General features: G+C 69.6%; 24 protein-coding genes. 12 read left to right on the forward strand and 12 right to left on the reverse strand.

Annotation, left to right across the window (positions count from 1 at the left end):
• Positions 1–128: 128 nt before the first annotated feature.
• Together hutU and hutH are read right to left on the reverse strand one after the other, a co-directional pair.
• Positions 129–1,784, reverse strand: a complete 1,656-nt coding sequence (gene hutU / locus ACYVIO_RS04410; RefSeq protein WP_460649335.1) for a urocanate hydratase — start codon at positions 1,782–1,784, stop codon at positions 129–131.
• Between the two features lie 29 nt (positions 1,785–1,813).
• On the reverse strand, positions 1,814–3,358 hold the full coding sequence (hutH, locus tag ACYVIO_RS04415; RefSeq protein ID WP_460649336.1) for a histidine ammonia-lyase: 1,545 nt from the start codon (positions 3,356–3,358) through the stop codon (positions 1,814–1,816).
• Between the two features lie 107 nt (positions 3,359–3,465).
• Between hutH and ACYVIO_RS04420 the strand changes: the two genes are divergently transcribed.
• The 4 genes from ACYVIO_RS04420 (at position 3,466) to ACYVIO_RS04435 (ending at position 6,916) form a co-directional block, all read left to right on the forward strand.
• Positions 3,466–4,362 (forward strand): GNAT family N-acetyltransferase, encoded by an 897-nt coding sequence (locus ACYVIO_RS04420; RefSeq protein ID WP_460649337.1) that lies wholly within the window; start codon positions 3,466–3,468, stop codon positions 4,360–4,362.
• Complete coding sequence (locus ACYVIO_RS04425; protein ID WP_460649338.1) at positions 4,359–4,553, forward strand: hypothetical protein; 195 nt, start codon at positions 4,359–4,361, stop codon at positions 4,551–4,553. Before ACYVIO_RS04420 ends, ACYVIO_RS04425 begins: the two co-directional genes overlap by 4 nt.
• Positions 4,554–4,577: 24 nt before the next feature.
• Entirely contained in the window at positions 4,578–5,336 is a 759-nt protein-coding gene (locus tag ACYVIO_RS04430; RefSeq protein WP_460649339.1) for an IclR family transcriptional regulator, read from the forward strand.
• Positions 5,337–5,431: 95 nt separating this feature from the next.
• The gene (locus ACYVIO_RS04435; protein WP_460649340.1) at positions 5,432–6,916 is read left to right on the forward strand and encodes a carboxylesterase/lipase family protein; all 1,485 of its coding nucleotides are present in this window, start codon (positions 5,432–5,434) and stop codon (positions 6,914–6,916) included.
• A 49-nt stretch (positions 6,917–6,965) separates the two neighbouring features.
• On the opposite strand, the gene rpsN is transcribed toward ACYVIO_RS04435, so the two are convergent.
• Together rpsN and rpmG are read right to left on the reverse strand one after the other, a co-directional pair.
• Positions 6,966–7,271: a 30S ribosomal protein S14 gene (gene rpsN / locus ACYVIO_RS04440; RefSeq protein WP_460649341.1), complete on the reverse strand. Its 306-nt coding sequence runs from the start codon at positions 7,269–7,271 to the stop codon at positions 6,966–6,968.
• Positions 7,272–7,274: 3 nt separating this feature from the next.
• Positions 7,275–7,442 carry a 50S ribosomal protein L33 gene (gene rpmG / locus ACYVIO_RS04445; RefSeq protein WP_460649342.1) on the reverse strand — a complete coding sequence of 56 codons (168 nt, stop codon included), beginning with the start codon at positions 7,440–7,442 and terminating at the stop codon, positions 7,275–7,277.
• 137 nt (positions 7,443–7,579) lie between these two features.
• Between rpmG and ACYVIO_RS04450 the strand changes: the two genes are divergently transcribed.
• The 4 genes from ACYVIO_RS04450 to ACYVIO_RS04465 all read left to right on the forward strand — a co-directional run bounded on the left by ACYVIO_RS04450 (position 7,580) and on the right by ACYVIO_RS04465 (position 12,456).
• Entirely contained in the window at positions 7,580–8,728 is a 1,149-nt protein-coding gene (locus ACYVIO_RS04450; RefSeq protein ID WP_460649343.1) for a CobW family GTP-binding protein, read from the forward strand.
• A complete protein-coding gene (locus tag ACYVIO_RS04455) occupies positions 8,725–8,970 on the forward strand; it encodes a type B 50S ribosomal protein L31 (RefSeq protein ID WP_077018606.1) in 246 nt (81 codons plus the stop codon). The genes ACYVIO_RS04450 and ACYVIO_RS04455 overlap by 4 nt, the downstream gene beginning before the upstream one ends.
• Before the next feature lie 315 nt (positions 8,971–9,285).
• The gene (locus ACYVIO_RS04460; RefSeq protein ID WP_460649344.1) at positions 9,286–10,122 is read left to right on the forward strand and encodes an SMP-30/gluconolactonase/LRE family protein; all 837 of its coding nucleotides are present in this window, start codon (positions 9,286–9,288) and stop codon (positions 10,120–10,122) included.
• Between the two features lie 912 nt (positions 10,123–11,034).
• Positions 11,035–12,456, forward strand: coding sequence for an aromatic amino acid ammonia-lyase (locus ACYVIO_RS04465; protein WP_460649345.1), 1,422 nt, complete (start codon positions 11,035–11,037; stop codon positions 12,454–12,456).
• Between the two features lie 66 nt (positions 12,457–12,522).
• On the opposite strand, the gene ACYVIO_RS04470 is transcribed toward ACYVIO_RS04465, so the two are convergent.
• From ACYVIO_RS04470 to ACYVIO_RS04500, 7 genes are all read right to left on the reverse strand, one after another.
• On the reverse strand, positions 12,523–13,461 hold the full coding sequence (locus ACYVIO_RS04470; protein ID WP_460649346.1) for a PE-PPE domain-containing protein: 939 nt from the start codon (positions 13,459–13,461) through the stop codon (positions 12,523–12,525).
• 181 nt (positions 13,462–13,642) lie between these two features.
• A complete protein-coding gene (locus ACYVIO_RS04475; RefSeq protein ID WP_460649347.1) occupies positions 13,643–14,878 on the reverse strand; it encodes an SGNH/GDSL hydrolase family protein in 1,236 nt (411 codons plus the stop codon).
• Between the two features lie 96 nt (positions 14,879–14,974).
• On the reverse strand, positions 14,975–16,159 hold the full coding sequence (locus ACYVIO_RS04480) for an SGNH/GDSL hydrolase family protein (protein ID WP_460649348.1): 1,185 nt from the start codon (positions 16,157–16,159) through the stop codon (positions 14,975–14,977).
• A gap of 98 nt (positions 16,160–16,257) precedes the next feature.
• Positions 16,258–17,109: a hypothetical protein gene (locus tag ACYVIO_RS04485; RefSeq protein ID WP_460649349.1), complete on the reverse strand. Its 852-nt coding sequence runs from the start codon at positions 17,107–17,109 to the stop codon at positions 16,258–16,260.
• 60 nt (positions 17,110–17,169) lie between these two features.
• Positions 17,170–18,189 carry a magnesium and cobalt transport protein CorA gene (locus tag ACYVIO_RS04490; protein WP_460649350.1) on the reverse strand — a complete coding sequence of 340 codons (1,020 nt, stop codon included), beginning with the start codon at positions 18,187–18,189 and terminating at the stop codon, positions 17,170–17,172.
• Positions 18,190–18,199: 10 nt separating this feature from the next.
• Positions 18,200–18,877: a response regulator gene (locus ACYVIO_RS04495; RefSeq protein WP_460649351.1), complete on the reverse strand. Its 678-nt coding sequence runs from the start codon at positions 18,875–18,877 to the stop codon at positions 18,200–18,202.
• Positions 18,877–21,420 (reverse strand): sensor histidine kinase, encoded by a 2,544-nt coding sequence (locus tag ACYVIO_RS04500; RefSeq protein WP_460649352.1) that lies wholly within the window; start codon positions 21,418–21,420, stop codon positions 18,877–18,879. Before ACYVIO_RS04500 ends, ACYVIO_RS04495 begins: the two co-directional genes overlap by 1 nt.
• A 151-nt stretch (positions 21,421–21,571) precedes the next feature.
• On the opposite strand from ACYVIO_RS04500, the gene ACYVIO_RS04505 reads away from it, so the two are divergent.
• Positions 21,572–22,210, forward strand: coding sequence for a hypothetical protein (locus ACYVIO_RS04505; protein ID WP_460649353.1), 639 nt, complete (start codon positions 21,572–21,574; stop codon positions 22,208–22,210).
• Between the two features lie 42 nt (positions 22,211–22,252).
• Here the strand turns inward: ACYVIO_RS04505 and ACYVIO_RS04510 are convergent, their stop codons facing one another.
• Entirely contained in the window at positions 22,253–22,648 is a 396-nt protein-coding gene (locus tag ACYVIO_RS04510) for a RidA family protein (RefSeq protein ID WP_460649354.1), read from the reverse strand.
• 118 nt (positions 22,649–22,766) lie between these two features.
• Here ACYVIO_RS04510 and ACYVIO_RS04515 point away from each other — a divergent pair, with 118 nt between their 5' ends.
• The 3 genes from ACYVIO_RS04515 to ACYVIO_RS04525 all read left to right on the forward strand — a co-directional run bounded on the left by ACYVIO_RS04515 (position 22,767) and on the right by ACYVIO_RS04525 (position 26,117).
• Positions 22,767–23,891 (forward strand): TIGR03118 family protein, encoded by a 1,125-nt coding sequence (locus ACYVIO_RS04515; RefSeq protein ID WP_460649355.1) that lies wholly within the window; start codon positions 22,767–22,769, stop codon positions 23,889–23,891.
• A gap of 158 nt (positions 23,892–24,049) precedes the next feature.
• Positions 24,050–25,156 carry a TIGR03118 family protein gene (locus ACYVIO_RS04520; protein ID WP_460649356.1) on the forward strand — a complete coding sequence of 369 codons (1,107 nt, stop codon included), beginning with the start codon at positions 24,050–24,052 and terminating at the stop codon, positions 25,154–25,156.
• A gap of 151 nt (positions 25,157–25,307) precedes the next feature.
• Positions 25,308–26,117: a class I SAM-dependent methyltransferase gene (locus tag ACYVIO_RS04525; protein ID WP_460649357.1), complete on the forward strand. Its 810-nt coding sequence runs from the start codon at positions 25,308–25,310 to the stop codon at positions 26,115–26,117.
• The last annotated feature ends 83 nt before the right edge of the window (positions 26,118–26,200 follow it).

A 26,200-nucleotide genomic window follows, 5' to 3' on the forward strand; every position in this document is an offset into this window, starting at 1 on the left:
GGAACAAGGGCCCGGTGCCACGTGATCAGCACCTTTCTCATTCCTCGGGAAAGTGCACCTTAGCGCTGTGGATTGCCACGGTCGCACTGTGTACTGCGTTGACCCCGTTCCCCGTACCGGCCGAAGAGTCAGGACTCCTGCATCGGAATCCGTACCCCGTGCTCGGCCGCTACCTCTGCCGCCTTCTCGTACCCCGCGTCCACGTGCCGAATCACACCCATCGCCGGGTCGTTCGTCAGCACCCGCTCGAGCTTCTGCCGAGCCAGCTCGGTGCCGTCGGCAACCGACACCTGACCGGCGTGGATCGAGCGTCCCATCCCGACCCCGCCTCCGTGGTGGATCGACACCCAGGAAGCGCCGCTGGCCGTGTTCACCAGCGCGTTCAGCAACGGCCAGTCCGCGATCGCGTCCGAGCCGTCGAGCATGCCTTCGGTCTCCCGGTACGGCGACGCGACGCTGCCGGTGTCCAGGTGGTCGCGCCCGATCACGATCGGCGCCTCGAGCTCGCCGGAGGCAACCATCTCGTTGAACCGCAGCCCCGCCTTGTCCCGCTCGCCCTGGCCGAGCCAGCAGATCCGGGCCGGCAGCCCCTGGAACGCGACCCGCTCCTGCGCCATCTTGATCCACCGGGTCAGGTGCTCGTTCTCGGGGAACAGCTCGAGGATCGCCTGGTCGGTCCGGGCGATGTCGCGCGGGTTGCCGGACAGCGCGGCCCACCGGAACGGGCCCTTGCCCTCGCAGAACAACGGCCGGATGTACGCCGGGACGAAGCCCGGGAAGTCGAACGCCCGGCCGAACCCGGCCTTGCGGGCCTCGTCGCGGATCGAGTTGCCGTAGTCGAACACCTCGGCGCCGGCGTCCTGGAACCCGACCATCGCCGCCACGTGCCGGGCCATCGAGGCCTGCGCGCGCTCGGTGAACCCGGCCGGGTCCTTCTGCCGCTCGGCCGCCCAGTCCTCGAACTCGATCCCGACCGGCAGGTACATCAGCGGGTCGTGCGCCGAGGTCTGGTCGGTGACGATGTCGATCGGCGCACCGGCCTCGAGCAGCGCCGGCACGATCACCGCGGCGTTGCCGAGGACACCGATCGACAACGGCCTGCGCGCCTTCTTGGCCTCCTCGGCCAACTGCAATGCGTGGTCCACGGAGTCGGCCCGTACGTCGAGGTAGCGGTGCTCGATCCGCCGGTGGATGCGCGAGTCGTCGACGTCGACGCAGATCGCGACGCCGTCGTTCATCGTCACCGCGAGCGGCTGCGCGCCGCCCATGCCGCCGAGCCCGGCGGTCAGCGTGATCGTCCCGGCCAGCGTGCCGCCGAACTTCTTCGCGGCGACCGCGGCGAACGTCTCGTAGGTGCCCTGCAGGATGCCCTGGGTGCCGATGTAGATCCACGACCCGGCCGTCATCTGGCCGTACATGGTCAGCCCGAGGGCCTCCAGCTTGCGGAACTCCTCCCAGTTGGCCCAGTCGCCGACCAGGTTGGAGTTGGCGATCAGCACCCGCGGCGCCCACTCGTGCGTACGCATCACGCCGACCGGGCGACCGGACTGGACCAGCATCGTCTCGTCGTCCTTCAGCGTGGTCAGCGTGCGGACCATCGCGTCGAAGGAGTTCCAGTCCCGAGCGGCCTTGCCCGAACCGCCGTACACGACGAGTTCGTCGGGGTGCTCGGCGACCTCGGGGTCGAGGTTGTTCTGCAGCATCCGCAGTGCGGCTTCCTGCTGCCAGCCCTGGGCGGTCAGAGTGGTGCCGCGAGCGGCGCGTACGGGACGGGGTCCGGACATGGGTGATCCAGCCTTTCTGAGTAGAACCGTCAGGCGAGTGGGCCGGTGACGGCCTCGACAGCGGACAGGTAGGTGCCGTCGGCAACGAGCCGGACGGAGTGCTCGATCTCGGGGGCGAGGTGCCGGTCGGTGCCCGGTCCCTCGACGTGGGTGCGCAGCTCCCGCCGTACGGCGTCAGTTGCAGGCGCGGGCTCCAGCGGCGCTCGCATGTCGAGAGCGCGAGCGGCGGTGAGGATCTCGACGGCCAGCACGCGTTCCAGACCGTCGACCGAGCGGCGCAGCTTGCGCGCGGCCGACCAGCCCATCGACACGTGGTCCTCCTGCATCGCGCTGCTCGGGATCGAGTCGACGCTGGCCGGAACCGCGAGGCGCTTCAGCTCGGACACGATCGCGGCCTGCGTGTACTGCGCGATCATGTGGCCACTGTCGACACCCGGGTCGTCGGCGAGGAACGCGTTCAGGCCGTGGTTGCGGGCGACGTCGAGGAAGCGGTCGGTACGGCGTTCGCTGATGCTCGCGACGTCGGCGACGGCGATCGCCAGGAAGTCCAGCACGTAGCCGACGGGGGCGCCGTGGAAGTTCCCGTTCGACTCGACCCGGCCGTCGGGCAGCACGACCGGGTTGTCGATCGCGGCGGCGAGCTCACGGCCGGCGACGGTCGCGGCGTGCGCGACGGTGTCCCGCGCCGCGCCGTGCACCTGCGGGGAGCAGCGCAACGAGTACGCGTCCTGGACCCGGTTGCAGTCCGGCCCGCGGTGGCTGGCGACGATCGCGCTGTCGGCCAGTACGGCGCGGAGGTTGGACGCGGCAGCGCCCTGACCCGGGTGCGGACGCAGCGCCTGCAGGTCGGCGGCGAAGACACGATCGGTCCCGAGCTGGCCCTCGACGCTCATCGCGGCGGCGATGTCGGCGGTCTTCAGCAGGCGATCCAGGTCGGCGATCGCGAGAACCAGCATGCCGAGCATGCCGTCGGTCCCGTTGATCAGCGCGAGGCCTTCCTTCTCGGCCAGTACGACGGGCTGCAGGCCGTTCTTGGCGAGTGCCTCGCCGGCGTCGAGCAGGTTGCCGTCGCGGTCGCGGACCTTGCCCTCACCCATGACCGCGAGCGCGACGTGGGAGAGCGGAGCGAGGTCGCCCGAGCAGCCGAGGCTGCCGTACTCGTGCACGACCGGGGCCAGCCCGGCGTTCAGCAGTCCGGCGTACGCCTGAGCGGTTTCGACCTTGACCCCCGTGCGACCGGTGGCCAGCGTCGACAAGCGCAGCAGGACAAGTGCGCGCACGACCTCGGTCTCGACCTCAGGGCCGGACCCCGCGGCGTGCGACCGGACCAGGCTGCGCTGCAACTGGGCCCGCAACTCCGGTGCGATGTGCCGCGTCGCCAGTGCTCCGAACCCGGTCGACACCCCGTAGTGCGGGATGTCGGCGTGCGCCAGCGCCTCGATCGCGGCCCGCGACTTGGCGATCTCCTCCAGCGCGTGGTCGTCGATCCGCACCGTCGCGCCGTACCGCGCCACGGCGACCACGTCACCGGCGGCCAGCGGCCCGGTGCCCACTACTACTTCAGCTGTCTCCACCCGCTCATTGCACCGCGCCTTCGCCCGGACCGACAGGACCGCCACCCCGGTTGCTGTCTCACATGCGAGACAGTTGCTGCGACCCTGTCGCCGATTAGGCTCAGACAATGGTCGAAGTACGCCGGGCGGTCCCGGGCGACGGGGCGGGGATCGCGGCGGTGCTCGCGGCGTCGCTGCCTCATTTGGTGAAGACAGCCCGCGGGGCCGAGGCCGAGCTGCGGTCCAGTGGATCGAAGGTCGTGCTGCTCGCGGTGGACGACGGAACGGCCGTTGGCTTCGGCAACGTGTACCTGCCGAACGAGGCCCACACCGTGCCCCGCGTCCGGGTGGCCGTGCAGGTCGCCCGGGACCAGCGCGGCAAGGGCGTCGGCCAGGCGCTGGCGACCGAGATCGAGCGGCTCGCGGTCGAGGTCGGCGCGATTTCTTTGCTGGTGGTGGTCGAGGACGAAGAGCACTCCCAGCACTTCGCGCGGCAACGCGGGTTCGTGCTCAGCCGGCAGATGAGCCACTCGACCGCGGTGCTGGCCTCCTCGCCGGATCCGGTCGATCCACCGGCGGGACTGCGACTGGTGACGCATGACGAACTGGAGCCACGGCAGGTCTACGACGCGACCATGGCGGTCATCGGCGGGGATCCGAGCGGACTGTCGTTCGTCGGCCCGTACGACGACTGGCTCGTGACGGGCTGGAACCATCCGGACCTGCGGCGTGATCTCAGCATCGCGGTGCTGGACGGTTCGCAGGTGGTCTCGTTCGTGACCACGACGGCCGATCCGGAGCGCGGCGTGATCTGGTCGAACCTGACCGGCACCGTCCCGACGTACCGGGGTCGTGGACTGGCCAAGGTGGTGAAGTCGCACGCGCTGCGGCGGGCGCACCTGGCCGGTCTGAAGACAGCATCGACCGGCAACGACGCGGCCAACGAGCCGATGCTCGCGGTCAACCACTGGCTCGGGTACCGGCTCGCCGGCTCGGCCTGGACGGCGGAGAAGACGCTGCGATGAAGAAGCTCGTGACCTCCCTCTCGTTCTTCGCCGTACTGTCGATCGCGGTCGGATTCCTGCTCTCGGGTGACGACCGGACCTTCGACTGGCGGCTGGCCGGCGGACTGTTCGCGTTCGCGCTGATCGGCGAGCTGGTCCGGGTCAAGATCCGGCGCGGCCGCGCCCGGAGTGGTCAATCGTCCAAAATCTGAGACAGGGCCGCTACCCTCACAGTTGTGAGCGGCAACGTTCCCGCCTCGACCCGGACCCTGCGGGTACTGACGTTCCTGGCCACCCAGCCCGGACCCGTACCGATGGAGCGCATCGCCTCCGCGGTCGGCCTGCCGCGCTCGTCGACCTATCACTTGCTCCGGGCAATGATCGACGAGGGCTTCGTCGTACACCTGCCCGAGGACAAGCGCTACGGGCTCGGGGTCTCCGCTTTCGAGATCGGATCCGCCTACCTGCGGCACGATCCGCTCGAGCGGCTGGCCCGTCCGCTGCTCGCCCAACTCGTCGCCGAAGTCGGCCACACCGCGCACCTCGGCGTACTGCACGGGCGTGAACTCGTCTACCTGCTGAAGGAACAGCCGCCGCGTCCTTTGACCCTGGTCACGGACGTGGGCGTCCGGCTCCCCGCGACGCTGACCGCGTCCGGCCGGGCTCTCCTGGCGGCGTTGCCTCCCGCGCAGGTCCGGGCCCTGTTCCCGACGCCCGAGTCCTTCGTCCGTCGTACGGACCACGGCCCGCAGACCCTCAGCCAACTGCGCCGCCTGCTCGCCGACGAACGCCAGCAAGGCTTCGCCATCGAGGAGTCCCACGTGACGGCCGGTGTCACCTCGGTCGCCAGTGCCGCCGTCGACCACGCCGGCCACCCTGCCGCGGCGATCAGCATCTCGTTCCGCAGCGAATCGGTCAGCCCGGGCGAACGCTCGCTCCTGGCCCGGCGCGTCCGGCAGGCCGCCGAGGCGCTCACCCGCCGCCTCCGCGGCTGAGGTGGTGCTGCCTCCACCCGCACCGGGGACCTGAACCCAGTGCCAGGCCTCTCGACCTTTTCCAGGATGGAGCTCTCCTCCTGGAAAGGCTTCCGATGCTTCCTCTTCTGGCCGCCACCGCCCTCCTGGCGACGCCGCTCGCCGCGGCTCCACCGACCGACACCGTCGTGCGCACCGACCTCGGCCAGGTCCGTGGCATCTCCGACGACACCACCCGCACCTTTCGCGGCATCCCGTACGCCGCCCCACCTGTCGGCGAGCTCCGGTGGCGCGCACCGCAACCCGCGACCCGCTGGACCGGCGTCCGCGACGCCACGCAGTACGGCGCCGCCTGCGCACAGAACGAGCACCCGATCGGGGTCGCCAGCACCAATGAGGACTGTCTGTTCGTCGACGTGACGACTCCGAAGCGGCCGGGCAAGGATCTCCCGGTCGTGGTCTGGATCCACGGGGGCAGCTTCACCAACGGCGCGAACAGCGTCTACGGGACGAAGCGGCTCGCGGCTCAGGGCGGGCTGGTCGTCGTCCAGGTGCAGTACCGGCTCGGCGCGCTCGGATTCCTGGCCGGCAACTACGGGCTGGAGGATCAGCAGGAGGCGCTGCGCTGGGTACGGCGCAACGCGTCGGCGTTCGGCGGCGACCCGCGGAACGTGACGATCATGGGCGAATCAGCCGGTGCCTACAGCGTCTGCGACCACCTGGCCTCGCCGACCGCGGCCGGGCTGTTCCAGCGGGCGATCGTGCAGAGCGGGCCGTGTGCGCAGGAGTACTCGGCGACCAACTACGCGGCGCCGCGGCCTCGGGCCGTCGCCGAGAAGTACCGCCGGGAGCTGACCGGCAAGCTCGGCTGCCCGACCATCGACTGCCTCCGCGAGATCGGGGTCCCCGAGCTGCTGGCAGCGACGGCCGAGGACGAATTCGGCCCGGTGCTCGGCGGCCCGGTCCTGCCGCTTCATCCGACCCAGGCCCTGCTCACCGGCCGCGTCAACCGTGTCCCCGTCCTGCACGGGATCAACCACGACGAGGAGCACGGCCGGTACGGCGCACAGGAAGCGGCCGGATTCCCGGTCACCCAGGAGAACTACGAGACAGCCGTCCGGGCGCAGTTCGGCGCGAAGGCCTCGAAGGTCCTCGCGCAGTACGCCGGTACGAAGCCGGCCGGTCTGGCTCTCTCGACCGTGATGACCGACTCCCAGTGGGCTGCTCCGGCGTACCGCTCCAACCAGCTGCTGTCGCTGCGGATGCCGACCTACGCCTTCGAGTTCGCCGGCGACGCGCCCTGGTACCTGGGGATCCCCAAGCCCGGGTGGCCGGTCGGTTCGCACCACATGACCGACCTGACGTACTTCCTCGACGACAGCATCTTCGCGCCGCTGAACCCGGCCCAGCAGAAGCTGTCGGGCGAGCTGATCAGCCGCTGGAGTGCCTTCGCCCGGACCGGTCGGCCCACCACCACCGGTACGGCGTACTGGCCGCGGGCGACCCCGCTGGACCGCACAGTTCAGTCACTCGACCCGGCCGGTGTGACCCGGACCGATTTCGTCCGCGGCCACCGGCTGGCGTTCTGGTCCTCGCTGTAGACGTGACGAAGGCCCGGAACCATCTGGTTCCGGGCCTTCGATCAAAGAGTCACCAAGACGATTTGGTGATCCCCGGGAGCTCCCCACGGTGGGCCATCGTGCGGAAGCGGACTCGGGAGATGCCGGCCTTGCGGAGGAACCCGCGCGGCCGGCCGTCGACCACGTCGCGGTTGCGGACCCGGATCGGGCTCGCGTCGCGCGGCAGTTTCTGCAGCTTGAGCTGCGCCTCGCCGCGCTCGGCGAAACCGGTCGCCGGGTCGGCGATCAGCCGCTTCAGCTCGGCGCGGCGCTCGGCGTACAGGGCGACGGTCACCTTGCGCTGCTCGTTCTTGGCGATCTTGCTGGTCTTCGCCACCGGCTACCGCTCTTCGCGGAAGTCGACGTGCTGGCGCAGGACCGGGTCGTACTTGCGGACGATCAACCGATCGGGGTCGTTGCGGCGGTTCTTCCGGGTCACGTAGGTGAACCCGGTGCCGGCCGTGCTCCGCAGCTTGACGATCGGGCGGATGTCGTTGTGCTTGGCCATCGACCAACCTTTCTGGGCGCTCGCGCGCCGTAGGACTCAGTACGGTGAACACCTGGGACCCGGGTGCCTATTCCGGTTCCTGGAGTGTAGGTTGTGTTGGTAATCATTTTCAATAAGCGTCGAGGAAGAGGGTACGGATGCTGCCGGTCACCTTGGTCAGCGGGGTCGACACCACGACCCGCGACAGCGCCGCGACCGATCTCCTGCTGCCCGGGACCGTCCTCGTCGAGTACGACGTGCGCGAGCTGGCCGGCGGGTCCGTGGTCCGGATCGCGCGGACGACCGACGGGGTGATCGACCGCGAGGTGATCCGGATGAACCACCCGTGCGTCTCGTGCGCGATGCGCGGGACGCTGGTGGAGCTGCTCCGGAGCATCGCGGGCGTCGGCCGGTACGACGCGGTGGTGGTGAACGTCCCAGCGGCCGGTGATCCACAGGCGCTGGCCGAGGAGATCGAGCGGGACGCTTCTGAGGAGCTGCAGGTCAGCGTGGTGCTGGCGGTTGTGGAGGCGGGCAGGTTCGTCGCTGATGCGACGGGTGAGGAGCTGGTGCGCGACCGGGGGATCCCGACCGCTGTGGAGGACAACCGGGCGTTGGCCGAGGCTGTTGTGCATCAGGTGGAGTACGCGGACGCCGTACTGGTCGCTGGCGCCGCGGACGGGCCGACCACCGGGCTCCGGGCTGCCGGCAGCGAGGCGGATGCGGCTGCTCGGGCACTGGCTCAGGCCTTGAATCCCCAGGCCCGACACGTCGTACGGGCTCGCGAGCTGGTCGGCGTACAGCTGCACGATCGGGCCGCCGCACGAGCGCGCGTCGAGCCCGGGACGATCAGCGCTCCGCTGCGGGAAGAAAACGGACCCGTGCGGACGTTCCTCTTCTCGTCGGACCGGCCGTTCCACCCGGAGCGGTTGTACGACGCGTTGGAGGACCTGGTCGACAAGACCGCCCGCGGCAAGGGCACGGTGTGGCTGGCAACGCAGCCGCAGGCCCGGCTCGGGTGGGACAGCTTCGGCACCAACATCTCGATCGGCGTACTGGGCCGCTGGCTCGCCGACCTCCCGGCCGACCGCTGGCCGGAGGTGAGCAGCAGCCACCGGGCCCGCTCGGCGCTCGAGTGGCACCCGGAGCACGGCGACCGCGCGAGCTACCTGTCCTTCACCGGAGTGGACCTCGACGTCTGGGAATTAGAACGCCGCCTGAACGGTTGTGTACTACGTGCGGATGAAGAGGTCAGAAGCCTGACCGACCCGTTCGCCCCTTATCTGGAAGGAAGTGCCGCTGCATGAAGCAGAACATTCACCCGGAGTACCGTCGGGTCGTCTTCCGCGACAAGTCGGGCAACTTCAGCTTCCTGACCGGCTCCACCCGCGAGAGCTCCGAGACGGTCGTCTGGGACGACGGCAACACCTACCCGGTGGTCGACGTCGAGATCTCGTCCGCGAGCCACCCGTTCTACACGGGTCAGCAGCGCGTGATGGACACCCAGGGCCGCGTCGAGAAGTTCAAGAAGCGCTACGGCCAGAAGTAACACCTGCCGCGGGGCCCCGGACCCGGCCCCGCCCAAGACCAGGCACGGTCGCCGCTCGACCCGGCGACCGCTGCCACGCGGCCCGCTGATCCCACCCTCCCCCAGGATCGGCGGGCCTTCCTTGTGCCCTGAAGCCTTTCGGGCGCCAGGTCCCCCGGCGTGTTTCGGACGTGCGCCCCGGCACCTTGCGGGCGGGCGCTTGCGGGCGTGCGACCCGGCGCCCCTTCGGGCGTGGACCTCGGTGTCCCTTCGGGTGTGGCGCCTTGCGCTCTGACGTTTGGCGGGCGTGAGCCGCGAGCGGGTTAGCGTGCGGCGGTGTCCATCACGGCGTACCACCTGCCCGGCGACCGCGTCCGGCCCGAAGGCATCACGCTCGGCCCCGACGGCACGTTCTTCGCCGGCAGTAGCGCGGACGGCACGCTCTACCGCTGCGCCCTCGACCAGCCAATCGCCGAGATCTGGTCCCCGGCCGGCACCGACGAACGAACCGTCGCCCTCGGCCTCACGACCTCCCCCGGTCTCCTCATCGTCTGCGGCGGCAAAACCGGCGATCTCTTCCTGTACGACGTCGCCAGCCGCACGCTCGTCTCCCGCCGCCACGTCGACGGCTACCTCAACGACGTCTGCGTGATCGACAACCACGCCTACGCAACCGACTCCTCGCAGCCAATCGTCTGGCGCTTCGACCTCCACTCCGAAGCCCCACCCACCGCCCTGGACCTCCCCGCAGCCGGCCCCGACGCCTACCTCAACGGCATCGTCCCAACCGCCGACAACACCGCCCTCCTGATCGCCGCCCAGGGCACCGAACTCCTCTTGCGCCTAGACCTCACCAACCTGTCGACGACCCAGCTCGCCACCGATTTCGCCGGCGACGGCCTCCTGCTCACCGGCAACACCCTGATCGCCGTCTGCAACGAGGGCGACACCATGGCCACGGCCCAGTTCTTCCTAGCCGCCCTCACCGTCTCCCCCGACGGCCGCACAGCAACCCCACTAGGCCGGCACACAGACCCCGCCTTCGACACCCCCACCACCCTGACCACAGACGGCAACCGCCTACTGATCGTCAACGCCCAACTCGCCAAGGGCCCCGCAGCAGCCCCGCCGTACGAGGTCATCGCAATCCCACTCCCCGACTTCGCTCAATAGGGCATAGACGGCCCAGCTGCCGCCGGCAACGCCGGTCAGACCCACCCGGTGACGCGGCCCCCAGCCCGAGGTCATCGCAATCCCTCGCCCACGTCGGCTGAGACAGGCCCGCCCGGCGGCAAGACAGCGACACCCGTCGCACGACTAGCAGCAGCCGCCGCACAGGCGGCACGACTAGCGCAGACACCGACACCCGCGGCACGACCAGCCGCACGCACCCACACCGGCCGCACGACCAGCGGCACGCACCAACACCCCGCGGCTCGCCTAGCGGCACGCACCAACACCCGCGCCCGCCTGGCGGCACGCAACACAACCGAGCAGCACGCACCCACACCCCGGCACGCCGGCGGCACGCACCGACACCGCGGCCCGCCTGGCGGCAGGCACCGGCACGACTCGCGGCGAGAGGCGGGCGGTGCGCTCGCGGGCAGCGCCACGGGCCAACCTGCTGCGCACGGAGCTAAAGCTGAACCAGACTTCCGCGAAGGCCGTCGACGCATCAGCGAGCGGCGGCACGCACCCACACCCGGCACGCCTGGCGGCACGCGCCGACACCCGCGGCACGACCAGCACCACCCACCCACACCCCCGGCACGCACCGACACCGCCGCATGCGCGAGCTCGCCGGCTGCAGCACGCCGGAAGACCTGGCAACACCCCAACCGGTTTCCGGCCGGAGCGGCCTCTGCCACCGCGGCCCTGCTCGGCCGCATAGGCGCCGACGGCAACCACAGGCCCGTTGACCAGCAGATGAGGGAGTCCATTGGGTGGAGGCACTCCGTCGTGCCGACGCCGGCGTGACGCCGCCGGCGGGTGCGACGTACCGGCAGGTGACCCTGTCTCGTACCCGAGACGGGGATGTTGGCGTGGTGCTTCAGCCTGTGGGCTGGGAGGTCTCACACTGTGGCTGTGGAGCCGATCGAGCTTTTCGGGGCCGGGCTGACGCCGTTGACCGCTGTCGGCCTCGGCCAGCGCCGTACGCCGGTCCGCCTGGGCGACGTCGCCCGCAAGCGGATGGCTGACTCGGCCGCGGCTGTCACCGAGATCGCACGGCACCAGCCCGTGTACGGGCGCACCACCGGCGTCGGTGCGAACCGCGACGTGCTCACCACCGACCCCGAGCACGGCACCCGACTGCTGCTGTCGCACTCGACGACCGGCACCACGCCGTACCCGCGCGACGTCGTCCGGCTCGGCCTCCTGATTCGCGTCAACCAACTCGCCTCCGGCGGATCCGGCCTCGCGCCCGAGGTCGCCGAGGCGATCGTGCGGCTGCTCAACGAGGACAAGCTCCCCGACCTGCATCGCGGCGGCGCGATCGGTACCGGGGATCTCGGTCCGCTCGCCGAGCTCGGCCTCGCGCTGGGCGACGTGATCGACGGGACCAGCGCGCTGCCGCTGCTGTCGAGCAACGCGATCACGCTCGCCGAGTGCTGCCTGGCGTACGTCGAGGCGTCGACGCTGATCAACGTCGTACCGCTGGTCGGTGCACTCGCCCATGTCGCGATGCGCGGCAACGCGGAGGTGTACGACGTTCGCGTGCACGAGGCGCGTCCGCAGCCCGGTCAGGTCCGGGTCGCCGATCGCATGCGCGGTCTGCTCGCCGGTCTTCCGTTGGCGCCTGCTCGCATCCAGGATCCCTTCGGGCTAAGGGCTTTCGCCCAGGTCCTGGGCCCCGCCGTCGACCACGCCGACACTCTCGGCAACGCGCTGAAGATCGACATCAACGCCTCCGCCGAGAACCCGTTGGTTGCCGGAGGCACCGTCCTGCACAACGGCAACTGGCACGCGATGCCGATCGCCCTGGCGCTCGACTCGCTCCGCCTCAGCCTGCACAGCGTCGCGACCCTCTCGACCTCCCGCGTCGCGAACCTCGTGGACCCCGACTTCACAGGCTTGTCCCGCTTCCTCGCCAGCGGCGCCGAAGCCAGCTCGGGCGTGATGATGATCGAGTACGTCGCCCACGACGCGCTAGCCGCCGTACGCTCCACAGCCCAGCCGGCGACGCTAGGCACCGCCACCCTCTCCCGAGGCGCCGAACACCACGCCAGCTTCGCTCCCCAGGCGGCGGTCCTCACCACCCAACTCCTGGACGCCCTCCGAGAAGTCCTGGCCTGCGAACTGGTCACCGCCGTACGAGCCATCCGCCTAGCCGGCTTCACCCCCGAAGAGCTAGCGCCGTCCGCAGTAGCCGCCTGGCTAGCCGACGCCCTAGCCGCCCTCCCCCCAGCCCTGGCCGACCGCTCCCTCCGAGACGACCTGGAAATCGCCCGAGGCCTCATGACCCAATGGGGCGACCGCCAAGTCGAACACCCCGCCGAAGCCGGCTAGGGCTCCACCCAGGAACAGATGGGTGGGAAGAGAGCAGCCCGCCCATCTGCACCGAGGCAAATCAGGTCAGGCAGCTGCCAGTAGGCGGAACCAAGGGCGGTTGGCCAATGCTGCAAGGGCTTCTGGGGGAACTACCGAGCCCAGGGAGTTGCGGGCGGTGATTGCGGCCTGGCGGGCAGGGCCGTCGCCGAAGATCTGTTGTTGGATCTGCCACGGAGTGCCGATGGGGAGCGGGAGCGGGGCGCCGTACGGGATTCTTGGGTTCTGGGGGTGCAGGGTGACTCCGTTGCCGGTGTCTCGGATGGGGTCGAGGTCGTAGCCGTGGTCGCCTGAGGTGTAGCCGATCAGGCCGTTGGCGAAGGCGGCCAGGTTGGTGATCATGTTGGTGGAGTTGCAGATGCCGTCGTTCTCGTTGCAGACCTCTCGGACGGCGATGCCGGCGTAGTTGTGCGGGCCCTGCATGGTGACGCCGGGGAGGACGGACGGCAGGTTGGTTTCGATGCCGCCGGCTACTCCGCCTCGGCCGCCGGGGCCGAAGGGGCGGCGGGGGTTGCCGTAGAGGACGCCGTTGAGTTGCGTGTGCGGGATCGCGGACGACTGCGCGAAGCGTTCGAGAACGTTGCCTGCGACAACGGCTCCTTCGGAGTACCCGGCCAGCGTGAGCTGCGACCCGGGGCACCGCCCGTGGAAGTCGTTGACGGCCGCGGTCAGCTTGCCGATGCCTTCGGCGACCGACGCGTCCAAGGCCAACCGATCAACGACAGGGAAGACTCCCGCGTAGTACGGCACCTGAACCACGTGTACGCCGGCCGGCACGTTGTGGTTGAAGCGCGAGTTGTTCCAGTTCACCAGCGACTCGCCTGCCGTGTAGCCGTCGGTCTGGAAGACCGCGGTCGCCGGACACGCGGCAACCGACGCCTCGGCGGTCGCGACCCCACCTCCCAGCACCAGCACGCCACCCACCACACCGGCCATCATTCGAGCAATCGATTTCCCACCACGCATGAGCACTCCTCCATCGGTCAAAGGGAATGCCCGCAGCCTGCCGAGACCGCCCACCCGGATTCAACCCCCACAAAGCCGTCCGGCCCCCGACCCAGCGCACCAAACGCGCAGGTCAGAGGCCGGACAACCGTTCTCCACAACGGATGCCGCCTATTCCAGCAGCATCGAAAAGCCCACCGGTTCAGCGACTCAGCGCCGCCAGATCAAAAGCAGCCGCCATCGCCTTGAACCCGTCGGCGTTCGGGTGCAGGTGATCACCCACGTCGTACGCCGGCAGCATCTTCCCCGGCGAGGCAGGATCCCGCACCGCCTTGTCGAAGTCCACGACCCCGTCGTACTCGCGCGACGTCCGGATCCACTGGTTCAGTGCCTGCCGATCCGCCTCACCCTCGACCGAGTAGTACCCAGCACCCTCGTACGGCGTCAGCGTCGCCCCGAACACCTTCAGCCCAGCCTCCCGCGCCCGCTGAATAAACTGACGATGCACAGCGATCAGCTCAGCCGGATCCGTCGCCCCACGGCTGTTCCCGATGTCGTTGATCCCCTCCAACAGCACCACACTGCGAGCGCCCGTCTGCCCCAGCACGTCCCGATCGAAGCGCGCCAGCGCCGAGTCGCCCGCCGTACCGGCGTTGGCCAGCAGCCGATTCCCGCTGATCCCAGCATTCAGTACGCCGAGCTCGCGCCACGCCGGCTGGGCCAGCAACCGATCGGCCAGCTGATCCGGGTACCGCAGGTTCTTGTCGATCGGCGACACCACCCCGTCAGTGATCGAATCGCCGAACAGCACGACCGACCCCCGCACCCGGCTCTTCACGTCGACACCCTCGATCACGTACCGAGCCGCACCCGCGATCGGCGCGTACGACGGACCAGCCTCGCCCGTCTGATCGCCACCGGCCAAGAACCCCGTCGCGTACCCCGCAGGATGCTGCGTCAACGGCCCGGTCGGCCCCGGGAAGTACGTGCTGATCACCAGATCGGTGTCGTCCGGCACCTGCAACCGCACAGGGTCGGACACCCACTCGGTCCCGACCGGCACGTTGACCGAGGCCTGCCCACCGAACGTCACCGGCTTGAGCCGAGCAGGATCGACAGTCGGCGTACCGGCCAGAGCATCAGCCCGCGGGACCACCGTCACCTTCCCGACCTTCAAAGGTGAAGTCCCGCAGACGTTCGACAACCTGAGTCGCAGCTCAGATCCACCGACCGACAAGTGCGCGACCTGCCGCAACGTCGTGTCGGTGACCCCGGTCGCCGACAGACCCGACGTACCAGGCGGAGTAACGGCAACAGCCCAGGACCCGACCCAGTCCGCCGCGAAGGACGGCTCGGCGGAGGCCGGAACGGCAGCGGGGGCAAGTGGAACCAGTAGCAGAGCAGCAGCGGTGACGACCAGTTTGCGCAACGGGCGCATGACAGCACCTCTCGTGGGACGGACACGTAGCATCGATTCCACGCAGCACGCTCCGAGACCGCAACCCTACGGTCGGTGAGCGGTCGAACCCCTGCGTTAAGAGGTCAGCTGATCCAGGTCGACCGCGTGGGCCATCGCCGTGAAGCCCTTCGCGTTCGGGTGCAGGTGATCCCCGCCGTCGTACCCCGGCGCGAGCCGCAGCGGCTGGTACGGATCGCGCACCGCGTGCTCGAACTCGACGTACCCGTCGTACTCGCCGGCCGTCCGGATCCACTGGTTCAGCGCCTGCCGCGCGACCTCGCCGCCGACGGTGTAGTGATCGGCCGCCCAGTACGGCGTGAGCGTCGCGCCGTACACCCGCAGCCCGGCGGCGCGCGCCCGCGCGATCAGTTGCCGATGCGCGTTGATCAGCTGTGCTCCGGAGATCGCGCCCTTGCCGGCGCGGATGTCGTTGATCCCTTCGAGAATCACGACGGCCCGGACCCCGCTGCGCCGCACCACGTCCCGCTCGAACCGCGCGATCGCGGCCTCGCCCGAGACACCGCCGTTGACGAGCAGCCGGTTGCCGCCGATGCCCGCGTTCACCACGGCGTACCGGCGCTTGGTCAGCCGGTCGGCGAGCTGGTCCGGGTACCGCAGATTCCGGTCGACCGGCGACGAGGCACCGTCGGTGATCGAGTCGCCGAACAGCACGATCGACCCCTCGGCCCGCGTCTTCACGTCCACGCCGGACACGACGAAGCGCGCCATTCCCGGGATCTTCCTGTACGGCGCACCGCCGGCGCGCGTCTGGTTCCCCGCCGCGCTGAAGGCCGACGCGTACCCGGCCGGGTGCTGCGTCAGCGGCCCGGTCGGCCCGGGGAAGTACGTGCTGATCACGACGTCGCTGTCATCGCCGAAGGGCAGGTCGATCGGGTCCGACACCGACTCCGCGCCGACCGGGATCGTGACCGCCGCGCGGCCGCCGTACGTGACCGGAACGCTCTTGAGCAGCTCGAGGTTCGGCGTACCGGCACCGCCCTTGCGGGGTGCGACCGAGCTCGCGCCGACGACCAGCGGCTGCTTGCCGAAACGGTTCGACAGCCGCAGCCGGATCGAGCTGCCGCCGAGCGAGAGGTGCGCGACCTGCCGGATCGTGGTGTTGCGGACGCCGGTCGCGGACGGCCCGGTCGGACCGCCCTGCGTCACGGCGACACCCCAGCTCGCGACCCAGCCGTCGGTCGGTGCGACCCGCGCGGGCGCTTGCGGCGCGGGCGCTCCCGGCAGGGAAGAGGCCACCATGGCAATCGCTGCGATGAGCGATTGCATCCAGCTCTCGGCGAGCATCATCGGGGCGGCCTCACCGGCTCCATTCTTCCACAGCCGGGAGGCGAGTTCATTCAGTCGATTGACAAGTTCCCGTTCAGATGGAGGCTGCGCAGCGCCGCCACCGTGACGACGCCGCGGTACTCCAGCGTCGCCATCGGGCCCGGCGGTTCCCACGTGATCGCCCAGCCGCCGTCGGCCTGCTGGTCGGCGAGCAGCCGGTCGAGATGCCCGTCGATCTGCTCCTGGGTGAAGAGCTGCCGCCACAGGCTGTCCGGCGTCGGCGCGAAGTGCAGGGGCGTCACGCCGTACGACGGATCGTCGGCGTTCGCCCGGTACGTCGAAAGTTTCGGCAGCCAGTCCCGGATCTGGTCCAGGTCGACGTCCGGCTGGTGCTCCAGGAACTGCAGCGCCTCCAGCATCCCGTGCCCGTCCGTCGGGAGGCCCTTGGCCAGCTCGGCCTGGCACCACGCGGCCGCCTGGTCACGCCACGGGTGCTCGAACCCCAGCGTGTAGAGCCGCCCGACCAGTCCCGCCGTCGGGTTGAGCGCCGGCACGTAGGTCCAGTCGGACATGTGATCGGCCCGCGGGTACCCCTCGATCGCCGGGTTGCACAGCGACACCGCGCCCTCCGGCGTCGCGACCGACTGCAGCCAGTCGCACGCGCCGCCGATCAGCTCGTCATCCCGTACGCCGGCCGCGATCATCACGTCGAACGCGGTCTCCACGTCGAGCGCCGTACTGTCCGGGCACCGCTTGTCGGGCTCGAGCCCGTGGCCGAACCCACCGTCGGCGTTCCGGTACCCGCGCAGCGCGTCCACAACGCCGGCCCCGTCAGCACCCTCGAACAACGTCGCGAACAGCCGCCGCTCAACCAGCCGTGCGTCCCGCCTGACAAACTCCCGACCACCCGCGAAGATCTCCATGCCCGTACCCTGCCAACTCGCGCGGCGGATGTCTTACAGGAATCGGACGCCAGGGTGCGTTTACAGCCAGCCGCGGCGTTTGAACACGAAGTACAGGCCGCAACTGACGACCAGCATCAGCAGCAGCGCGTACGGGTAGCCGACCTTCCAGTGCAGCTCTGGCATGTGGGTGAAGTTCATCCCGTAGACCGTGCCGACCAGCGTCGGCGCGAACAGGATCGCGGCCCAGGAGGAGATCCGTTTGACCTCCTCGTTCTGGCGCAGACTCAGCTCGGACAGCCGCTGGGTCTCCTCGTTCTGGCGTTGCGCGACCAGCGTGCCGTTGACGCCGATCAGGTTGATCAGCAGGACCTTGTACCCGTTCGCCTGATCGACGACCCGCTCGACGTGGTCGGCGACGTCGCGCAGGTTGCGCTGCAGCTCCATGTCCACGCCGTACTTGTCGAAGCCCGAGCGCAGGTCGGCGATCATCGCGGGCAGCGGCTGGGTCGCCCGGAGGAACTTGACCACCTCGCGGAGCAGCTCGTAGATCCGCCGCGACACCTCGGGATCGCCCGCGAAGACCTGGTCCTCGATCTCGTCGATGTCGCCCTGCAGGCCGTCCAGGACCGGCAGGTACTCGTCGACGACCTGGTCGAGGATCGCGTACAGCACCGCCTCCGGGCCGAGCCGGAGCAGTTCGGGCTCCGCCTCCAGCCGCTTGCGCACCTCGCTGAGATCCGGCGACTCGGCGTGCCGAACGGTGACCACGAAGTCCTTGCCGGTGAACACGTGCAGCTCGCCGAACTCGACCCGCTCGACGTCGTCCAGGTACCTCGCCGAGCGGAGCACGGTGAACAGCACGTCGCCGTACCGCTCGAGCTTGGGCCGCTGGTGCGCCGAGATCGTGTCGTCGACCGCGAGCCGGTGGAACCCGAACTCGTCCCCGACCGATTCGATCTCCAGCGGGTCCGGCCGGTAGAGCCCGATCCAGGCCATGCCGCCGTCGTGGTCGCGCAGCATCCTGTACGTCGCGTCGAGGCTGCCGGGCTCAGCGGCCCGCCGCCCGTCGACGTACACCGCGTTGTCGATGATCGTCATCGGACTCCCGTCAGGGTTCGAAGCGGTAGCCCATGCCGGGTTCGGTGCGCAGGTGCTGGGGTCGGGCCGGGTCGGCCTCGAGTTTGCGGCGGAGCTGACCCATGTAGAAGCGCAGGTTGCCGCCGGCGTTCTCGTAGCCCGGCCCCCAGACCTCGGTGAGCAGCTGGCGCTGGGACATCAGTTTGCCGGGGTGCCGGACGAGGACCTCGAGCAGGTGCCACTCGGTCGGCGTCAGCCGGACCTCGTCGCCGTTCTTCATCGTGACCCGCTTGGCCGCGAGATCGACCTCGGCATCGCCGACCGTGACGACCGGCTCCTCGGCCGCGGTACCACTGCGGCGCAGTACGGCGCGCATCCGGGCGAGCAGCTCGTCGATCCCGAACGGCTTGGTGACGTAGTCGTCCGCGCCGGCGTCCAGCGCCTCCACCTTGTCGGTGCTGTCGGTCCGGCCGGACAGCACCAGGATCGGCGCCTCGGTCCAGCCCCGCAGCCCGCGGATCACCTCGACGCCGTCGAAGTCCGGCAGGCCGAGGTCGAGAATGACCAGGTCAGGCGGGTGCTGCGCGGCCACTTTGAGCGCCGCGGTCCCGCTCCCGGCCACGTGCACCTCGTACCGGCGCGCCTTCAGGTTGATCTGCAGCGCCCGCACGATCTGCGGTTCGTCGTCGACCACCAGGACTCTGGTCATCAAGCTCCCCGCTCGAGACGGCCGGGCACCGGCACGTCGCTCATTGTTGCCGAAGGCATCGAGACCACCATGGTCAGGCCACCGCCCGGCGTGTCCTCCGGGCGCAGCGATCCGCTCATCGCCTCGGCCAGACCACGCGCCAGGGCCAGGCCGAGCCCGACGCCGGTCGTGTTGTCGGTGTCGCCGAGGCGCTGGAACGGCGCGAACACCCGGTCCCGGTCCTCGGCCGGGATTCCAGGTCCACGATCGATCACCCGGATCTCCACCACGTCTCCCAGTGAACTCCCCGTCAGCAACGGCCCGCGCCCCGGGGGTGAGTACCGGATGGCGTTGGTCACCAGATTGGCGACCACGCGCTCCAGCAACGCCGGATCCGCTTCGACCAGCGGCAGCCCCGGTGACAGGTCGATCGTGACGTCCTTCCCGTCCTCACCCAGTACGCCGGGCAGGATCTCGTCCAGCGCCATCGGCCGCGTGAACACCGGCAGTACGCCGGCTTGCAGGCGACTGAGATCCAGCAGGTTGTCGACAAGTCGGCTCAACCGGTCGAGCGACTCGTCGGCCGTCTCCAGCAACTCGTCCCGCTCGTCCGGGCTCCACTCGACGTCGGAGCTGCGCAGGCTCGTCACCGACGCCTTCGCCGACGCCAACGGCGAGCGCAGATCGTGGCCGACGGCCCGCAACAACGCCGTACGGAGTTTGTCGGCCTCGGCCAACGGCTTCGCCTCCGCCGCAGCCTCGGTGAGCCTGGTCCGGTCGACCAACGCGGCAGCGTGCGCCGCGAACGCACCGACCAGACGGCGTTCGTCGGCGGCGAGCGAGCGGCCCTGCAGCACCAGTACGAGGCCGTCCCGGCCGGGGATCTCCGCGTCACCTTCCTCGGGGCGGCGGCAGGTCGGCGTACCGGCGGATGCGATCGGTCGCCAGGTCTCGGTCAGCTCGTCGGTGTCGACCCGTTCCATCAGGCAGGCCGACGACATCCCGAACGCCTCGCGGACCCGCTCCAGCAGCGCGGGCAACGCCGTCTCGCCCCGCAGTACGGACCCAGCCAACGTCGCGAGCGTTTCGGACTCGGCAGCGGCCCGAGCGGCCTGCCTTGTACGACGGGCCGCCCGGTCGACGACCGAGCTCACCATCGCGGCGACCAGGATGAAGATGCCCAGCGCGAGCGCGTTGTTGGGCTCGGTGATCGAGAAGGACCGGGTCGGCGGCGTGAAGAACCAGTTCAGCACCAGCGTGCCGGCGATCGCCGCCAGCATCGCCGGCCACAACCCGCCGACCAGCGCGACCACGACGACGGCGAGCAGGAAGGCGAGCACGTTGCTGGTCAGGTTGAGCGTGTCGCCGCCCGGGCCGAGCAGCAGGGCGAGGGCGGGCAGCAGCAGGACCGCGAGGGCGAAGCCGTAGATCAGGCGCATCCGCGACAAGCTGCCGTGCAACCGCGGCAGCCGGCCGCGGCCCATCTGCGAGTGCGTGACGATGTGGACGTCGATGTCACCCGACTCGCGGATCGAGGTCGCGCCGATCCCGGGTCCGGTCAGCAGCGTCGACAGGAACGAACGACGGCTGCCGCCGAGCACGAGCTGGGTCGCGTTCTCCGCGCGAGCGAACGCCAGGAGCGCATCGGGGACGTCCTCGCCGACGACCTGGTGGTAACTCCCGCCCAGGCTCTCGACGAGCTGCCGCTGCTGGGCGAGCCGGGCCGGATCCGCGCCGGTCAGCCCGTCCGACTGCGTGACGTGTACGGCGAGCAGGTCGCCTCCCGCCGAGCGGGCGGCGATCCGAGCCGCGCGCCGGATCAGCGTTTCGCCCTCGGGACCACCGGTCAGCGCGACCACGACCCGCTCCCGGGCCTCCCAGGTCGAGTCGATGTCGTGCTGCTCGCGGTACTGCTGAAGTCCGGCATCGACGCGGTCCGCCAGCCAGAGCAGCGCCAGCTCGCGCAGGGCGGACAGGTTGCCGATCCGGAAGTAGTTGCCCAGGGCAGCGTCCACCTTGTCGGCGGCGTACACGTTGCCGTGCGCCATCCGGCGCCGCAGGGCCTCGGGAGCCATGTCGACGAGCTCGATCTGGTCCGCCGCGCGAACGACGCGGTCCGGGACGGTCTCGCGCTGCGGGACGCCGGTGATCTTCTCGACCACGTCGTTGATCGACTCCAGGTGCTGGATGTTGACCGTGGAGATCACGTCGATGCCCGCGCCGAGCAGCTCGTCGACGTCCTGCCAGCGCTTCGCGTTCCGGCTGCCGGGGACGTTCGTGTGGGCCAGCTCGTCGACCAGCGCGACCTCGGGGCGGCGGGCCAGCAGGGCGTCGATGTCCAGCTCGGTGAAACTCGCGCCGCGGTGGTCGATGATCCGGCGCGGCACCACCTCCAGGCCGTCGAGCATGGCGGCGGTGTGCTCGCGCCCGTGGGTCTCGACGAAGCCGACGACCACGTCGGTCCCACGCTCGCGCCGCCGTCGTGCCTCGCCCAGCATCTTGTACGTCTTGCCGACGCCGGGCGCGGCGCCGAGATAGATCCTCAGCCGCCCGCGACCTGCCATGACTCCATAGTGTCAGGTCCGAACCCGGCGGACGCCGTACTCACAGGCCTCTCACAGGCACTGATTCCGGACACGACTTCGTCGTGGCGGCCGGAGCCCACATACTTACGCCTGGCAATGAGAAGTCTTCACAGAGTTAGGGAAGAACGCAGTGACTGAAGTGGACGACCAGCAGTTCCCCGCCCAGGGTTCCGAGCAGTTCTTCTCCGACGAGTCCCGCAAGACGCTGGCCGAGGCCAGCCGACTGCTCGCCGAACGCCTCCAGGCCCACACCGAGGCCCTGCTGGCGATGACCGGCGACGAGGAGCAGGCCGTGCTCGACGAGCACAACGCCCAGCTCGAGGAACTCGTCGAGGGCTGGAACGACGCCGTGTTCGAGCACACCGGTACGACGCCGCTGCTGCTCGACGACGAGATCGTCGAGACCGACGACGAGGAGCCCGAGGAGCAGGACCACCTGATCAGCGTGGTGTCCCGGTTCGACCTGAAGGTGGTCGACCTGGAGGCCCTGCTCGACGCCGGCCGCGCGGCCCAGGAGCGCCACCCGGTCGAGCTCGACGAGTCCGGCGACCGCGACCCGGTCGACACCGCCGAGCAGGCCATCTACGAGATCAGCCGCGAAACCGGCGAAGCCTGGTTCGAGCTCCCCGGCGTCGACCTGGTCGCCGGCGCGCGGGCGTACGTCGTACCGGAGTACCCCTTCGAGCCCCTAGAGGCCGACGCCGACGACGTCATCACCGAGATCAGCGCCCCCAACGGCGTAGTAACCCACGCCGAAACCTGGGCGTAAGTACTTCGCGGCGGGGTGTGTGCCCGCACCCCGCCGTACCGCCTAACCGACCGCGATGGCGTCGATCTCGAGCAACCACTCCTCGGCGTAGATGTCGCAGATGAACACCGTCAACGCCGGCGCATGATCCCCGAGCACCTCCTCGCGAATCTTCGAGTTCGCCGCCCGGTACTGCCGGTCGGACAGATGCGTGGTCACCTTCACCAGGTTCTCCACACTCATCCCAGCTTCCGACAGCACCGCGAGCACGTTGCGCCACACCATCCGGCACTGGTCCTCGAAGTCCTCAGGAATCCGCCCCTGCTCGTCCCCCCACGGCACCTGACCGCTGACGAACACGAGCCGCTTGCCGCCGGTCACCTCGACCCCGTGCGTGTAGTTCCCGGTCGCGGCCGGCAGGATCGCCGGGTTCAGCGGGGTGATCGCGAGCTCGGTCATGTCGGGTTTCTCCCAGTGTCGGTACGGACACCGCAATGTTTACCCTGCCAAAGGCTGAACCGGCCAGCCGAACCGTCCGTGTGGAAGGTGTTCAACCACCTACCCGAAGGACTGTGACATGTCGCTGCGCCGACCCCGCCGCTCAGCTCGGACGGGCACCATCGCACTCGCCACCGCCGTGACCGCCGGTCTGGCTCTGGTCGCCCCCAGCACCGCCAGCGCGCACGGGGACCACCCGTCCCGCGACGGGCTCGCCGTACAGCAGGTCAATCTCGTGTCCGACGTACCGGGCAAGGCCGCTCTCCTCGACCCCGACCTCGTCAACCCGTGGGGCCTCGCCCTCGGCGCAACCTCGCCACTGTGGGTCTCGAACGCCGGTACGTCGTCCTCGACGCTCTACTCCTCGGCCCCCGGCGCCACCACGGCGACGAAGGTCCCGACCATCCGGGTGGACGTCCCTGCTCCCTCCGGCCAGGTCGCGAACGCCGGCACCGGCTTCGTGCTCAGCAACGGCACCGCCAGCGCCCCAGCCCGCTTCATCTTCGCGACGCTCACCGGCTCGATCGCCGCGTGGGGCCCACCGGTCAGCCCGCTCGTCGGCGCCGCCCAGATCAAGGCCACCACGCCCGGCGCGGCGTACACCGGCCTGGCCATCTCCCCCACCAACGACAGCCTGTACGCCGCCAACTTCGCCCAGAACCGCGTCGACGTCTTCGACTCCACCTTCGCCCGCACGAAGCAGCCGTGGTGGTCGTTCCGCGACCTGCACCTCCCGAAGGGCTACGCCCCCTTCAACGTCCAGACCCTCGGCACCCGCGTCTTCGTCACCTACGCGAAGGTCGACCCGAAGACCGGCCGCAGCGTCAACACCCGCGGCGCCGGCTACGTCTCCGAGTTCACCACCAACGGCCACTTCGTCGACCGCATCGCCTCCCGCGGCACCCTCAACGCCCCCTGGGGCCTCGCCATCGCCCCCACCTCCTGGGGCAAACTCGCCGGCTCCCTCCTGGTAGGCAACTTCGGCGACGGCCGCGTCAACGTCATCGCACCCAAGTCCCACGGCCGCTTCGACCACAAGATCACCGCCCAGCTGAAGTCCACCAACGGCCACCCCCTCGTCATCCCCGGCCTCTGGTCCCTGACCCCCGGCACCGCCACCACCGGCGGCACCGACGCCCTCTGGTTCTCCGCCGGCATCGCCAACGAATCCCACGGCCTGCTCGGCCTCCTGCGCCACCCGTAACCACTTGATCGCTGACGGCTCCCACCACACGCGCTGTGGTGGGAGCCGTTGTATTCCTGGGGTTTGTGGCTGATGTGTGCCACCCGGTCCGTGAACCCGGGCGATGGCGGGAGGCGTGTCGGGGGTGTCTCATTTCCCTCCCGAAGGACTGTGCACTCGTGTCAATCTCCCCCGCGGTTCGACCGCTCGCTGTGACCGCCGCCCTGCTCGGCGGACTTGCTGTCGGCGTACCGGCCAGCGCCGATGCCACCGGCTTCCACCGGCCTGACGACGGACTCACCGTCCAGCAGACCAACCTGATCTCCGACATCCCCGGCAAGGCCGCGCTCCTCGACAAGGACCTGGTCAACCCGTGGGAGATCGTCGTCAAGGGTGTCTCCCCGATCTGGTCGCCCAACGCCGGCAACTCGACCGTGACGCTGTACCACGCTACGCCTGGCGCGGGCACCGCCGCCAAGCTGCCGAACGTGCGGATCACCACCCCGGCACCGGCCGGCCAGGTCGGCTACGACGGCAAGGGCTTCCTGCTGACCGACGGCAAGGTCAAGACGCCGTCCCGCTTCATCTTCGGCACCCTGACCGGCTCGATCGGCGCGTGGGCCCAGCCGGTCACCCCCGACATCGGCGCCGCCCAGATCAAGGCCACTGTCCCCGGCGCGGTCTACACCGGCCTGGCTCTGGCCTCGACACCCAAGGGCGACCGCCTGTACGCCGCCAACGTCGCCCAGAACCGCGTCGACGTCTTCGACGACAAGTTCCAGCTGCTCGAGCAGCCCACCTGGGCCTTCCACGACCCGTTCGTCCCGAAGGGTTTCACCCCCTTCAACCCCGAACTCCTGAACGGCAAGATCTTCGTCACGTACCACAAGACCGAGCCGGTTGCCGATGGCAAGGATCTGGGCTACGTCAGCGAGTTCACCGCGGACGGCCTCCTGATCGACCACTACGCGGCCAAGGAGTTCAACGACCCCTGGGGCCTCGCGATCGCCCCGAAGTCCTGGGGCAAGATCGCCGGCTCCCTCCTCGTCGGCAACTTCGGCAACGGCAAGGTCAGCGTCCTCAAGCCCTCGCTCTTCGGCCACTTCCAGCACCACGTCTACGGCCAGCTGAAGGACGCCAAGGGCACCCCGATCGTCAACGACCGCCTCTGGACCCTCACCCCCGGCACCGCGACCGTCAGCGGTACCGACGCCATCGTCTTCTCCGCCGGCATCGAACAAGAAACTCACGGCCTCATCGGCACCCTGCACCACGTCAACCACTGACAACCGCTGCGGATGTACCCACCACCGGGTACATCCGCAGCACCCAGGCCCACCCCACGGGACAGGGCCTCCATGTCAGCAAAACGATCTGCCCCCGAATGCCCCACGATCTGCCCTCCTGAGACGGCCCGGCAGGCAGCAAGGTCGAAGCATGTCGATCGAAACCGCGCTCGAGGCGCACTACGTGGAGCGGGACGAAGGCCTGCGGCTGACGTCCACCCTGAAGGGCCAGTTCGAGCTCGCACGGATGCAGGAACTGCTGGGCAGGTATCTACCGGATCCCCCGGCGGTCGTCGCCGACATCGGCGGCGGGACCGGCGTACACGCCCGCTGGTTACAGCAACGCGGCTACTCCGTCGAGCTGCTCGATCCCATGCCCCACCACGTGGTGGCCGCACGGGCCGCAGGCCTCGACGCAACCCTCGGCGATGCCCGCCACCTCCCCTGGGAGGACGAGTACTTCGACGCCGTACTGATGGCCGGCCCGATGTACCACCTACCTCAGCTCGAAGACCGCCTCACCGCACTCCGCGAGGCCACCCGAGTCACCCGCCCCGGCGGTTTCGTCGCCGTAGTAGCCCTCAACCGAACCGCCAACCTGATCGGCGCAACCCTCGCCAACGAACTCCAGCAACGCGAACACATCGTCCGCGAACTCCTCGACACCGGCTACACCCCCGCCAACGACCGCATGCCCGAAACCACCTACCACTCAGTCCCCCAACTCCGCCAAGAGCTGTCCGGCCTAGGCCTCCGCTCCATCACCATCCACGGCCTCACCGGCCCAGGCGGCTGGCTGACCGTAGCCCTCGACGCCCACTTCCCAGACCTGGAGCCCCCGGCAACCCTCACCACCCCAGACCCCTTGCAGACCGCCCTACTCGCCTCCCACCTAGCCGACCGCTACCCAGACCTCGTCCCGTCCAGCTCGCAGTTCTTCGCAGTAGGCCAACGTGCCTAGCGCCCGAGTGCAGTCGACCTACTTCCGGCTCGACTCCCTAGCTACTGCATTTGTCCCATTTGGTGGGTACAATTGCAGCAATC

It is taken from the genome of Kribbella endophytica, from assembly GCF_054781295.1.